Origin of the sequence: Leuconostoc gelidum subsp. gelidum KCTC 3527 (assembly GCF_000166715.1) — a bacterium.
GTDB classification, from domain to species: domain Bacteria; phylum Bacillota; class Bacilli; order Lactobacillales; family Lactobacillaceae; genus Leuconostoc; species Leuconostoc gelidum.
On the sequence record NZ_AEMI01000015.1, the window covers coordinates 37,820 to 51,137 of the forward strand.

General features: G+C 36.8%; 12 protein-coding genes. 2 read left to right on the forward strand and 10 right to left on the reverse strand.

The annotated features are described in order from the left end of the window. Positions 1-37: 37 nt before the first annotated feature. The 10 genes from EUI_RS0102960 to EUI_RS10985 all read right to left on the reverse strand — a co-directional run bounded on the left by EUI_RS0102960 (position 38) and on the right by EUI_RS10985 (position 10,447). A complete protein-coding gene (locus EUI_RS0102960) occupies positions 38-343 on the reverse strand; it encodes a hypothetical protein (RefSeq protein ID WP_010015963.1) in 306 nt (101 codons plus the stop codon). A 49-nt stretch (positions 344-392) separates the two neighbouring features. Beyond that, entirely contained in the window at positions 393-1,838 is a 1,446-nt protein-coding gene (gene pepV, locus EUI_RS0102965; protein ID WP_010015965.1) for a dipeptidase PepV, read from the reverse strand. A 14-nt stretch (positions 1,839-1,852) separates the two neighbouring features. Continuing rightward, a complete protein-coding gene (locus EUI_RS0102970) occupies positions 1,853-2,683 on the reverse strand; it encodes an energy-coupling factor transporter transmembrane component T family protein (protein ID WP_014947401.1) in 831 nt (276 codons plus the stop codon). 93 nt (positions 2,684-2,776) lie between these two features. Continuing rightward, positions 2,777-4,456 (reverse strand): ABC transporter ATP-binding protein, encoded by a 1,680-nt coding sequence (locus tag EUI_RS0102975; protein WP_010015967.1) that lies wholly within the window; start codon positions 4,454-4,456, stop codon positions 2,777-2,779. Between the two features lie 53 nt (positions 4,457-4,509). After that, positions 4,510-5,076 (reverse strand): ECF-type riboflavin transporter substrate-binding protein, encoded by a 567-nt coding sequence (locus tag EUI_RS0102980; protein ID WP_010015968.1) that lies wholly within the window; start codon positions 5,074-5,076, stop codon positions 4,510-4,512. A 472-nt stretch (positions 5,077-5,548) separates the two neighbouring features. Further along, positions 5,549-6,091 carry a hypothetical protein gene (locus tag EUI_RS0102985; protein WP_010015969.1) on the reverse strand — a complete coding sequence of 181 codons (543 nt, stop codon included), beginning with the start codon at positions 6,089-6,091 and terminating at the stop codon, positions 5,549-5,551. 185 nt (positions 6,092-6,276) lie between these two features. Further along, a complete protein-coding gene (gene adhP, locus EUI_RS0102990; RefSeq protein ID WP_010015970.1) occupies positions 6,277-7,332 on the reverse strand; it encodes an alcohol dehydrogenase AdhP in 1,056 nt (351 codons plus the stop codon). A gap of 170 nt (positions 7,333-7,502) precedes the next feature. Then, positions 7,503-8,405: an NADP-dependent oxidoreductase gene (locus EUI_RS0102995; RefSeq protein WP_010015972.1), complete on the reverse strand. Its 903-nt coding sequence runs from the start codon at positions 8,403-8,405 to the stop codon at positions 7,503-7,505. Between the two features lie 152 nt (positions 8,406-8,557). Further along, positions 8,558-10,054, reverse strand: coding sequence for a glutamate--tRNA ligase (gltX, locus tag EUI_RS0103000; RefSeq protein WP_010015974.1), 1,497 nt, complete (start codon positions 10,052-10,054; stop codon positions 8,558-8,560). 252 nt (positions 10,055-10,306) lie between these two features. Further along, positions 10,307-10,447 (reverse strand): GNAT family N-acetyltransferase, encoded by a 141-nt coding sequence (locus tag EUI_RS10985; protein WP_224156797.1) that lies wholly within the window; start codon positions 10,445-10,447, stop codon positions 10,307-10,309. A 586-nt stretch (positions 10,448-11,033) separates the two neighbouring features. Between EUI_RS10985 and EUI_RS0103010 the strand changes: the two genes are divergently transcribed. Both EUI_RS0103010 and EUI_RS0103015 read left to right on the forward strand, forming a co-directional pair. After that, on the forward strand, positions 11,034-12,023 hold the full coding sequence (locus EUI_RS0103010; protein WP_010015976.1) for an L-tyrosine/L-tryptophan isonitrile synthase family protein: 990 nt from the start codon (positions 11,034-11,036) through the stop codon (positions 12,021-12,023). Beyond that, on the forward strand, positions 12,020-13,213 hold the full coding sequence (locus EUI_RS0103015; RefSeq protein WP_010015977.1) for an MFS transporter: 1,194 nt from the start codon (positions 12,020-12,022) through the stop codon (positions 13,211-13,213). The genes EUI_RS0103010 and EUI_RS0103015 overlap by 4 nt, the downstream gene beginning before the upstream one ends. Positions 13,214-13,318 lie beyond the last annotated feature (105 nt).

Sequence of the window (13,318 nt, forward strand, 5' to 3'; positions counted from 1 at the left end):
TGGTCAACAAATAATACGTGAAAAAACTTCTAAGCGCTTACGATTCGTTGTTAAATTCAACTTCTTCTAACATATCCGTAATCGTATCAATGAAATCAGAATCTTCTAATTGCTTTAAAATACCATCATCTTTTTTGCCTTGCATACTAACAAGCAAATTGGATACAATATTTTCCCACATGGCATCGGCATTACGTTCTAATTTCACGGTACCGTATTGTGCCCGCTCTTTGCGAGCATTATTTTTTGTTTCTTGAAAAACATAGGCTTTCATTAAGACATTATCAACAATTTGTGTTGATAATGCTTGTTCTAACGCTTTTCTAAATTCTGGTAGCTGCATTTTTTCTCCCTAATCGCTGTATAGTTGTTCTTATTCTAAAAAATCTCACTTATTTTGCCAACTCATATAATGCCTGTGCAAATATAGCCTGCGCTTTGGGTATATTTTCTAACAGAACATACTCATCTGGTTGATGGCTCATCACTTCAACATTTGGAAATTGCCCTCCGAATGCAACGCCACGTTTTAACAGACGCGCATATGAACCACCATTTGATATTTTATAAGTTTTTGCCGTGTTTGTGTGTTGCGCATAAACTGATTCTAACGTTTGTACAATCGGATCATCAAGATTAACCATATGCGGCTGATTACCAAATTGCGTTTCCTTGAAAATCTTAGCATTGAGATCGCCAATATGTCGCTGAACTTGTGTTAAAATTGCTGTTTCAGTTATACCGATTGGGAAACGAAATTGAATTCGTATCTGACTAGGTTGTGCTTGTCGATAAGTCATTTTACCGATATTCATCGTGAGATCACCCATAATAGCATCATGAAATACAAGCCCTACTTTTTCACCAAACACATTCTGATGATTGTCATCACCCAAAAATTCTAAGAAGGCGTGTGCTTGCCCTTCAAATGCAAATTGATTCAAAAAATGAGCTAAATACGTCCCTGCATTTAAACCGTCCTCTGGATAAGCCCCATGTACTGCTTTACCATACAAAGTCAATAAAATGTGACCATCATCGTACTGTCCAATACCAGTGATTAAAGGTGTTTGTGTTAGATATTGTTCATATGTGGCTAAAAATTGATTAATATCAAACTTATCTGGCAAACTAACTATCGCTTTTGCGACACCAGGCACAACATTATCTCGTTCACCAGCATCAAACTTAAGTAACTGCCAGTCAGAATCGACTCGTGTCTCTCCCTTAAATTTAATCGTAATTGTTTGCACGCCTTTTTCCCCTGGTACTACTGGGAATGCCCCGTCTGGTGAGAATCCCAACGTTGGTTCCCCAACTTGTGCCAAGTACGCTTTCATATCACGCCAATCAGACTCTTCATCACTACCAAATATCAAACGAATACCGCGCTTTGGTAAAAAGCCATTGTTTTTTAATTGTAATAAAGCATAATAACTGGCAATTAAGTCAGCTTTCATATCATGTGTGCCACGTCCATAAAGACGATTACCAACAATTTTGGGACTAAACGGTAGGGTCATTCGCCAAGCAGACGCGTTACCTGGGACAACATCCACATGTGACAAAACGCCAACCGTCTCAGCCGCATCATTTGGTCCATAATCAACGACAACAACCATGTTATCAGCCACACGAGTTACTATAAAACCATCACGAGTCGCTAAATCAAACAAAAATTGCAACGCTGTCTCGATCCCAATTCCAAATGGCTGTTGAAACGTCGCTGTTGTCGTATCTAAAACTGACGGGATCGCCAAAAACTGCAACAAATCTTGTTGTAGTGATGGTTGGTACTTTTTCGCTTCTTCTTGCCATTCCCTTGCTGTTTTTTGCATGTAATTAACCAATCTTACCTATCCTGAAATGGATTATATAAACGACCATTATTGCTGATTAAAAGTCCTACACCAGTAACAATAACGACAATTGAACCAATAAAAACTATAATATCACGTTTTGAAAAGGCTTGTTCTTGGTACCAAGAACGCTTTTTTCCTCTACCAAAACGACGTAGTTCCATGGCCTGACTAATTGTTTCAATTCGATCCAAACTTGTAAATATCAAAGGTATAATAATTTGTACAGCACCCTTTGATCTTGCTAATAGTGACGCTTTTTTAGATATTTCATACCCACGTGCTTGTTGTGCCAAGCTGATTGTGTGATAGTCACTTTGAACATCAGGAATATAACGCAAGGTAATGGCAAAAGAATAAGCTATTTTATAAGGTACACCAATTTTATTCAAACCTGCAGCAAACTCACTTGGATTGGTTGTGAAAAGCAAAATAATTGCCAAGGGTAGTGAGAATAGATACTTTAACAACAAGTTAAATTCATAAAACACTTGCTCTTCTGTGATTGTCCAATAACCACTACCAAACAAAGCATGATGCGTGCCATACAACTGCGCCCCATATTGTGGCGCAAGCACGGTCACCATCACCAAATTGATCACTGCAAAAACAAGTACCAATTTCAACATAAGCGCATATTCATGATATTTTATTTGCGCCATTTTCATCAAAACAATCGCTAAAATACCTAGCGCTAACAGGAAACGTGTATCGTAGGAAATCATGCCCATTGTACTTATTGCCAAAAAACCAACCAGTTTTGCTGTGCCAGTTGTGTGATTAAGCCAAGTATCCCGTTCTTTGTATCCAAATAAATTATTCATAGTCATTATGCCAAAATATATCACTTTTGTGTCAATAAAATCTTCACACACACTAGTCAGCACTTTTTTCCTTCCAAAATATTCAAACTACAGTTATCCATGGACAATCGCCGCATTTAACTCTTCGGGATTTGAAATACCCAATCGATTCGCCAATTGATAAATACTTGTTGTGCGCAAGCTCGCCGCCGTTACTAATTTTTCATTTGCTAATAACTCAGCAGGTGTCGTATCTGCCAATAGTTGGCCATCAACAACCACCAATGCACGTTCTACAAAGTTGGCTAGTAAATGCATATCATGCGTAATGATGACAATCGTTGTTTTTTCTTGCTGATTAATTGTCGCTAGGAAATTTAATAGGTCCCCTGTATGTGTCGCATCCTGTCCAGCAGTTGGTTCATCTAAAATTAAAATTTGAGGCGATAACACCAACACAGCAGCAATTGTCAGACGTTTTTTTTGACCAAAACTAAGCGCCGATATCGGCCAATGTCGCATATTATCAAGATCAATTAATTTTAGAACAGTGCGCGTACGCGCTTCAACCTCATCATTTGGCACATGACGTAATATTAATCCGCTAGCCACTTCCTCAAAAACAGTTGCTTTGGTTATCATATGGTTTGGATTCTGAAGTACGTACCCGATATCATCTGCACGTTCTTTAATTGATTGCTGTAAGACTGACTTACCATCTAGTAAAATATCGCCTGCACCAGGCATCAAAAATCCTGTCAATAGATGTGATAATGTTGTTTTCCCTGACCCATTCTTACCAACAATACCTAAAACTTCACCTTGATGAATAACCGTGCTAAATTTTTTAAACAACGGCTGCTTTTTATCATAACTAAAATCGATATTTTCAATCACTAACTTTGGCGTGTCATGTAATCCTTTTTTTACCGGTATCTTCAGTTGCTCGATGGCTACCTTATTTTCATCTACAATGACCTGCTTAACATCTGCCACGTTTGCTAGTGACGCGACATCAACATTTGCGCGACGCAATAATTTAACATATAAAGGCTCATCTAAGCCATTTTCCGGCAAAATACCCAATTGAATCATTTCAGTTGGGGTGCCATTGGCTACGATTCGGCCATCTGCCATAACAATCACACGATCAACATTTGCGCTGAGCACCTCTTCAATACGATGTTCTATGATAACAACTGTCAATTCACGTTCTGTTTGCAACTTGTCAATCATTTCCATTGCGGCCACACCAGCAGCTGGGTCTAAACTTGCCAAGGGTTCATCAAATAACAATAATTTACCATCATCCACCAACACACCCGCCATCGCTGTGCGTTGCTTTTGACCACCGGAAAGTGCTTGTGGTGCTAAACCTAAACGTTCTCCCAAACCAAATCGATTGGCCCACTTACTCACTTCTGCCTTAATATGAGATACTGGTTGATTGTCATTTTCGAGCGCAAAAGCAATATCTTCTGCCACTGTCAACCCGACAAACTGGGCATCGGAATCTTGCAATACTGTCCCAGCTTGCAAAGACAAATCAAATAGAGTTTGCTCAATAATATTTCCACCATTTAACGTTAATTTGCCCGTAACATCTCCAGCATAAGCCTGTGGAATAAGCCCATTAAGCAAACGAAGAAGCGTCGTTTTTCCAGAACCAGATGCGCCAGCAATGAGTACTTTTTCGCCTGGATAAATCTGAAAACTCACATCGTGAAGTGTTGGTTCAGCCTGTGCATGATATTTAAATGTAACATGTTGAAAATCAATTATTGGTGCTGGCATAATATTCCTTTGAATTTATTTATGTACGCAAGCATTTACTTGCTTAGCAATCATTATTCGTTTCGTAAACTATTTTTCTTTGGTCGTGATTTAACATAGGCCACCAAAAGTAATGATCCGATAATCGCAACAGACAATGAATTCACTACCGCTGTAACGGCGCCTTGTAGAAAGACTTTTTGCGCAGCCTCCTTATAAATCAAAATATCACCGATTGGTGCGATAATAAACCACGCAATAACATTCGAAATCACTTGCCAAATATTAAATTGTATTAATTTTTTGGTTGATAAGTTACCATATTCCAAGGCTAAATGTTTCTTCCCGAGACCAAGTAAAAAGCCAAAAATACCATCAGCAATTACCCAAGACCACCAAGGTGAGCCATAAGTGACAGCATCATTTAATGTATGGCCAATAAAGCCAACTAACAAACCAACTACTGGACCAAACAAACCAGCAATTAAAGCCAACCAACCTTCTGCCACATTAATAGTGGTATTTGGTACACCTGTTGGGATGGCAATAAATTTCATTAGCACAAAGAAGACTGCTGCACCAATACCTGTTGCCACAACGGAACGGACTGAAAAACCCTCAGATTTTTTCTTAGTATTCATTTATTGTACTCCTTTTTCTAAAGCTAAATTAAGCTTTCTTTGGTTAACAACACTATTCAATTTGGTCAAACACCTAAACATGACGAGATGTTTATTTGTCATAATTATTTATTTTACCAACGTCCCTTCAACAATCATTGACATCGTCCTTTCAAATTTTAAGTTAATAAAAAAGTCCCAGTTAATCATAATGATCAACTGGGACGCGAAAAACGTGGTACCACCCAAATTCAACTATTAACTACCTAAGTTTTGGTTAATAATCCTTATAGTGATAACGGTTCTAACCGGACAAATAGCTGACACTACTTGTCATCTCCACGTTCATATTCAACATTTTATGACATATCGGCTCTCACTATTCCGACTCGCTTTTTTGACACGCAATGTTTACTCTTCGCTTCATTGATTCATTAAGATATGATAATTTTAAGGCAATTCTTAATTTTTGTCAATTCATTTATTATTTTTATCAGTCTGGTAAGATAATTTGCGTTGAAGGTCCTTGTTGCGCTTGAATTTCTTGTTGCTCTTGAACAAGATAGCTTGGAAATAACGTCAAAGCCTTTTCTTCAAAGCCAACCACTGAAGAGCCTAAAATACGCGTGACTAATTCTAGCAAACGTTCTTCAAAAGAGTCTTTGTCAATCTGTTCAATTGCTTGTTTCAAAGGTTGCTGGTACATATTAATATGTACATGAGGCATCAAAGCATAATCACGGCCAATTAATGCTGACCACGCTTCAAAAACTTCATCCGGAACTTCTTCCTGATCATTTTGAGTCAAAGGCATAAAATTAACACTAAACGTATTGTTAGCTTCGCCTTCTTCATCAAAAGCTGCCTGTGTGATGTTACCGTCAGTCAATTCTAATGCATAATCAAAATCAAACACACGCCGCTCATCAAAAACATGAATGAATCCAGCCGTTTCCTGTCCTTCGTTAGCTTCATCAACAACACGTAAAATGCGATCGCGTTGTCCATTAAAAAGTTGTTGTGTAAAATATGGCATGATCTGTCAGTGTATACCTACTGTTAACTAGTATGTCAACAATCTTTTATACATTCCCTCCAATACATCTGTTACCCAATTCTAACACAAGCACGGCCTAACCGCTACGACCACAACTAGTTTTATCATTATTTAGCTAACAAAAAAGCGTCCAGAACAACTACCACTCTGAACGTTCACTTGCATTATAATGCTGTGAGATCAAATACTTTACGACCTGTAATACTTCCGGCTTTCATCTCATCAATTACTTCGTTCATATCGTTAAAGTTAACTTTTTCTACAATGGGCTTAACTTTACCTTCGGCACCAAATTGAAAGGCTTCCTTCAAATCCGCACGTGTACCAACCAATGAACCGCGGACTTCGATACCATCTAATACAGTTTTTGCAATGTTTAGAGCCATATCACCTTGTGGTAAGGCAACTGCGACCAATTTACCCATTGGGCGTAATGAGCTGACAGCTTGGTCAAATGCTGCTGCATTAACGGCCGTTACTTGTGCGTTATGCACACCACCAGTTGCCTTTTGCACTTCAGCAGCAACATCGGCTACTTTCTTACGATTAATCAAAACCTCAGCACCGTTTGCCTTGGCAGCAGCAAGCTTGTCATCATTGCCATCAATAACAGCAACATGTGCACCGAAAACATTATGAGCATACTGCACAGCTAAATTACCTAAACCACCAGCACCATGAACGGAAACCCATTGTCCGGGCTTTGTTTCACCAACTTTAAGTGACTTATACATAGTCACACCTGCACACGTAATTGATGTGGCTTCCACTGGATCTAAGCCTTCTGGTACTTTAACAGCATACTTTGCATTGACAACAGTTTGCTGTGACATTGCACCATCAACTGTATAACCTGAATTACGGACTTTACGACAAAATGTTTCATTTCCTGAAACACAATAATCACATACGCCACAGGCATCATAGAACCAAGCAACTGACACGCGATCACCAATTTTCAAATAATCGCCCGCACCTTCCGCAAGCTTTGATACACGTCCAACACCTTCATGACCAATAACACGACGGAACTGACCATTACGTTGCCCCATTTCATTTGGATTGCCAAAATCAGCCCCGGCAACATGCAAGTCTGTGTGACATAAACCAACATATTCCATATCTACTAAAGCTTCACCAAATGTTAATGGTTTCGGTGTCCAATCATTAATTAAATCAACGTATCCATCTGGTGTTTCACGTACAAGTGCTGCTTTCATAATAATACCCCTTTTTCCATGTGAACTAATTTACAAATTAATTGTACGCGCTTTTTTATTATTTGTAAAGATTACAGCTCTTTTTATTATTTATTTTGTCAGTGAAAGTGATTTGATTCACTTTCACTGACAAAATAAAAGTACGTGACACATCACGTACTACCAACACATTATTCAAAAGTTAACACTAATTTGCCTATTACATGTTTTAAAGTTTGAAATGTCTTCAAATTTTCAACATTAAACGGCTTAATGTCTGAAATAATGACCTTGATCTTATCCTCTGATACCAACTGAAGGAGATCTCTTAATTGTTCCCCATTTGATTTTAAGTAACCATGTGTGACGCGTAAATCACTATCATCTCCAACAAGTGACACTAAACGGCCTGTTGGCTTTAATACAGACAACGCCTGTTTAAGCGTATCATGACCTATTGTATCCAAAATGACATCAACACCTTCTGGTATTATTTTAGCCAATTGTTCTGCACGTGCATCAATCACATGTAAATTCGAATCAAATTGTTTTAGGAAGCTGATACCTTCACCAACCGCTGTCGTGAAAATCTCATTTACCCCACGTAATTTAGCCATTTGTAACGCAGTCAAGCCAACTGAACCAGCACCTCCTAATATCAGCACAGACTCATCTGCCTGAACATTCAAGTCTTCAGTGATTATTTGATAACCTGTTTGTGCACCTAATGCTAAAGCTGCTGCCTGTGCATAACTCACATTATCTGGTATTTTAGCCACAGTTTTGCGACCTAAAGCGACAAATTCAGCGTAACTATTCAAATGTGGTGAAGCAGCTACTCGATCTCCAATAGTAAAACCAGTGACTTCTTCGCCTAGTGCAACTATTTCACCAGCCACAGATGACCCTGTAATTAAAGGTACTGTCTTTTCTTTACCCATTAATCCTTGTCTAAATTTCACATCATAAGGATCAATTGCTGTTGCGTGCTGTTTAACTAAAACTTGAGTTGGTTTGATAATCGGCTGCACAGCTGTTTTCGTTGCAACCAATACATCAACATCCCCATAATCAATCATTTCAATGGCATACATTTTATCACGCTTTCTACATCACTTTTAGATTTATAACCTTATTATATTGCAAACTACTAGTCATGTCGTCAACTTTGCTTAACATAAAAAGTACCACCTCCATTAGCGTCTAATATAAACGCTCCTGAGATGGTACTTCATCGTGTCACTAATTAATTCAAATATGTCGCTTTAATATCAGCCATTGTACTCAAAATTGTTTTCTTATCCATAACAACTAACATTTCTGGTAGGTTAGGACCTTGAATTTCATGCGTTGTCGCAATACGAATTGGGTTCCATAAATTGCGACCCTTGATGTCAAGTGTGTTTTGAATCGAACGAATGGTATTCATATAATCTTCTGCGGTTGCTGATTCTGGTAGCGCTGTGTAAGCTGATTCCCATGCAGAAAATACTTTGCGTCCATCGTCTGATGTCAAATAATCGACCATCTCATCAGTCATGTCTCCTAATTCAAAGAATGGTTGACGCACTAACGCAACAACTTCGCGTGTGTAAGAAATGCCTTCCACGCCAGCTACCTTGATCACTTCAGCAAGCCAATCTTTTTTAGTTTCTGCGTCAGCCGCGGAAACTAAATTAGCGTTTACTAATTCTTGAATTAATTGTGGCATCACTTGATCTAAATCACGACGCATCCACTGGTTGTTAATCCATTCCAACTTCTTTTGGTCAAATTTAGCATTAGCCTTTGACAAACGCGTTTCGTCAAACATTTGTTTAAATGATTCAAGTGAGAAAATCTCGTCTTCACCCTTTGGCGACCAACCAAGTAAACCAATAAAATTGACCATTGCTTGTGGTTGATAACCCAATTCGTGATATTGTTCTACGAATTGCAACAGATTCTCATCACGCTTTGATAACTTTTTGCCTGTTTCACCGTTAATAATCAATGCCATATGACCAAACTTTGGTACATCCCAACCTAAGGCTTCAAAGATCATAATTTGTTTTGGTGTGTTTGATACATGATCATCGCCACGTAATACGTGAGAGATCTTCATCAAATGATCATCCACAACCACTGCAAAATTGTAAGTTGGCATGCCATCAGTTTTTTGAATAACCCAGTCACCACCAACTTCTTTGGCGCCAATTTCAATATGACCTTTAACAATATCATTCCATGCGTAAACTTTTTCTTCAGGAACACGGAAACGAACGACAGCTTTCAATCCCTGCGCTTCAAATTCAGCATATTTGGCTTCACGTTCTTCAGATGTTAGCCCTTCATACTCGTAAACATAATGCGGTGCTTGCTTCGCTGCTTGTTGTGCTTCACGCTCAGCTGCAATTGTTTCCGTTGTTTTATATGACTTATAAGCCCGTCCCTTAGCCAATAATTCGTCAATAAATGGTTGGTATAACCCTTGTTCATTACGTTCTGATTGACGGTAAGGTCCGTACTCACCAGGATTTGCTGGTGATTCATCCCAATCCAACCCAAGCCAAGCCAAATTATCTAATTGTGATTTCTCACCGTCCGCAATATTACGCGCTGTATCAGTATCTTCAATACGGATAATGAACTTGCCATTATAATGGCGCGCAAAAAGCCAGTTAAAGATTGCTGTACGCGCATTACCAATATGTAAGTGGCCCGTTGGTGATGGTGCGTAGCGAACACGAATTTCTTCAGTCATGTTGTGTCGTTTCTCCTAAGTGTCATTTTATCATGTTTCGTCTAGATACTAGTATACAACATTCATTAGTCTAATTTCCAATATGCACAGTTGAAACAATACTATTGCAAACTTTTAGCAAAAAACCGAATTTGTTTATTATAAATGAGACCCACCTATCTTATCCTTTTTCAACAGCAGATTACATGTAATAGTTTATAATATCCAAATAATCATTTTTAAGATAAAAGTCATGATCCAAAGCTCTGGCTGTCAATCTGAACGCAACATACCCTCTATTTGATGGTCATCAATAACTTGTTTGAGCAGTAAAAAGCCTATGCCTTGATTCTGAAAATTCGAATCAACAGCGACAGAAACGAGTCTAATTACTGATTTATCTGTTTCATTGATTGAAAGTGTTCAATCAATTTTTGGTCTGATACAATACCATAAAATTAATTATTTTTTTCAATTAGTAAATCATTTGGCAATAAGTGTTTTCCTAAGGGCTCACGCAATATTTTGTTTCTCTTCACTTTTTCATTCAATGATAATTTTTTAAGTATTTATAGCATATTTTATTACAAGCATTAGTCATGGAAAAGTAATTATTTAATAGTATTCTGTTTCTATTCTTGCAACAACTAATATGAATAACAACGAACCCTATCATACAATTATTAAAACTGCTAGCATTAACGGCAGTGTTTATCAAGATATTTAAATATAAAAATTTTGATTAATTATAATTTTTATATTTTAAAATATATTATTTAGTGCTAGACTTATATACAAATTAGGAGGGCTATTTTTATGAATAAATTAAAGTCGAATATAAAGTTATTATCGGATGATTTTGATCCTTGGTATGTATTGCTATCAGAACCAGCAATAATTGATAAAAAAAGGTAATTTATACTGAAAATCCAAAACTAGAAAAAAATTTATAGATGTTAAGTATGACAATTTAAAAAAAGAGGCTGAGCAAAAAGCACAATTGATTATACGTGAACGATGGAGAGAATTAAGATTATTATCTCCATCTCAGCAAGTTGCAACAATACTTTCTTCTAAAAAATTTAGAAATGGTAATTCTTTTGACGTTAAAAATTATTTAACAAAATGTCTGGAAAATTCTAAAGAAAGCATTCAGTTTGTATTGCCCTCCTTTCCATTTAAAATTCCTAATCCCTTAAAAACTTGGCATCATAATTTAGATGCGGGTGAAATGTTATGTTTACAACGATTATATTTAATTTCTTTTTTAACTCAAGAATTGATGAATAAAAAGACAGAATTTATAATTATCTCTGATGGTCTCATTTATTCCGATCTTTGTGATGTAGATGCGTTTGAATATAAATCGTATAGTCAACGTGCTAAACAAATAATTGATAAAATGGGTATTCAAGATAATATTAAATATGTTGATATGATGAATGATGTTCTTAGTGATAAACAAGATGAATATGATCAAACCTTACAACAAGTGCAGCATGAGTTAAAGGATTGGTGGAAAAATAATAAATCCTCTTCTAGAATTCAATATTTAATAAATAATATGAGTGGAAATATAAATACAAATGACATAGATTGTTCAGTTCTTAGATCAATGACTCAAGAAAATGTTAATTCAGTATTTGAGGTATACTCGGAGACTTTACAAAGACGTGCTTCGCAAAAAGCGTTTGAGTTCACTTCAAAACTTGTAATATTACGTGTTATGGACGCTGTTTTACAGAAATATGAAGGTTGTATTAGAGCCACTGTTCATCCAAAACCCGGACAATTTGGGATACATTTAGTTAATTCCAATAGTCGAATTTTCCCCTGGCAAGGAGTAATCTTGAAAAACAATTCTAATGAATTTCATACCACATCTACGCAAGAAGCATGGAAAGAAGCAAAATATGAAGTGTTTGAAAAAGAATCTGGTGATTTTCTATATTATTCGGCAAATAATATTCAAGATGGGATAAACTTATGATGGTACAAAAAAATAAGGTTGTAATTAGCTTATTAATGCTTTCCCAAGCTTGCTATTTATCCGCAATGAGTGTTGATATGACTATTACTGCTTTGGTCGGCTCGGAACTGTCTCGAAATAAAGTTTATGCCACTATTCCAATGGCTTTGATTGCCATATTAAGCGTTATTGTTGCCCCGAATATTCCAAAAATTGCTACAAGAATCGGATTAAAAAACATATTTATTTCAGGCGGATTTATTGCCGCTTTAGGTGGTCTTATTTCTTGGTATGCTATAACAAAACATTCTTTCATTCTTCTTTGTATTGGTACTTCTTGTGTAGGTGCTTACCAAGCAATTGCCAATTATTACCGATATGTCGCTGCCGATATTTCTCATGGAAAAGAGGTTCGCAATATTTCTTTAGTATTATCGGCTGGGGTAGTTGCAGCTATTATTGGACCTATACTAGCAACATGGACAAGCCAAATATTATTTCCAATCTATTCTGGTGCATATATACTAGTTGGTATTCTTGGTGTCTGCGCTATGATCATTAATAGTTGTCTACCTCGTAAAGAAGTAGACAATACGATAATTTATCCAACTAATACACAAAACACGCAAAAACAAAAATACGTGAGTTTTTTATCTCTTCTCAAAAGACCAACCTTTAGAAGTAGTATCCTGATATGTCTATGCAGTTGTTTTTCTATGGCATTAATAATGTCGGGGGCTCCGATATTTATGAAAAGTATGCTGCACAGTTCTGCTAGCCAGAGAATGATGGGTATGCAGCTACATATGATTGGCATGTATTTACCAGTTGTTCTATTACCTTTTTTTTCAAAGTATATTTCGTTAAAAATACAAATATTATGTGCTTTAACCATCGGGATTGCTGCTACTTGGATTAGTATATTCAATGTCAATCACGTGACAGTTATGTTAACACTGCTTTTTATTGGTATTTTTTGGAGTTTGAGCTATGCTTCCGGAAGTGCTTTATTAACAAAATCTTATACGGCAGATGAGCGTCAATCAGCACGGGGAAAAGGAGAACTATTTCCAGTATTGGGTCTTGCTTTGGGTAGCCTTACGGCTGGTCCATTCAGTGAATATATTAATTGGTCTGCACAAATGTTCTTTGTCTTAATGTTTATTTTTTTAACTATGATCATGGTTATTATAGATTGGAAAAAGATATAATTTCTTAGAATATTAGTGAATTTCTGATTCATAAAACTTAAAATTGACTTTGACAGCTAAACTATTGTATTCAAGTAAAAACGCTTATTTTCTTATAATAAGCGT

Coding starts and splice junctions, on each gene's coding strand:
- EUI_RS0102960 (WP_010015963.1), bottom strand. CDS start 343: ATGCAGCTACCAGAATTTAGAAAAGCGTTAGAACAAGCATTATCAACA.
- pepV (WP_010015965.1), bottom strand. CDS start 1,838: ATGCAAAAAACAGCAAGGGAATGGCAAGAAGAAGCGAAAAAGTACCAA.
- EUI_RS0102970 (WP_014947401.1), bottom strand. CDS start 2,683: ATGAATAATTTATTTGGATACAAAGAACGGGATACTTGGCTTAATCAC.
- EUI_RS0102975 (WP_010015967.1), bottom strand. CDS start 4,456: ATGCCAGCACCAATAATTGATTTTCAACATGTTACATTTAAATATCAT.
- EUI_RS0102980 (WP_010015968.1), bottom strand. CDS start 5,076: ATGAATACTAAGAAAAAATCTGAGGGTTTTTCAGTCCGTTCCGTTGTG.
- EUI_RS0102985 (WP_010015969.1), bottom strand. CDS start 6,091: ATGCCATATTTTACACAACAACTTTTTAATGGACAACGCGATCGCATT.
- adhP (WP_010015970.1), bottom strand. CDS start 7,332: ATGAAAGCAGCACTTGTACGTGAAACACCAGATGGATACGTTGATTTA.
- EUI_RS0102995 (WP_010015972.1), bottom strand. CDS start 8,405: ATGTATGCCATTGAAATGATTGATTATGGGGATGTTGATGTATTGGTT.
- gltX (WP_010015974.1), bottom strand. CDS start 10,054: ATGACTGAAGAAATTCGTGTTCGCTACGCACCATCACCAACGGGCCAC.
- EUI_RS0103015 (WP_010015977.1), top strand. CDS start 12,020: ATGATGGTACAAAAAAATAAGGTTGTAATTAGCTTATTAATGCTTTCC.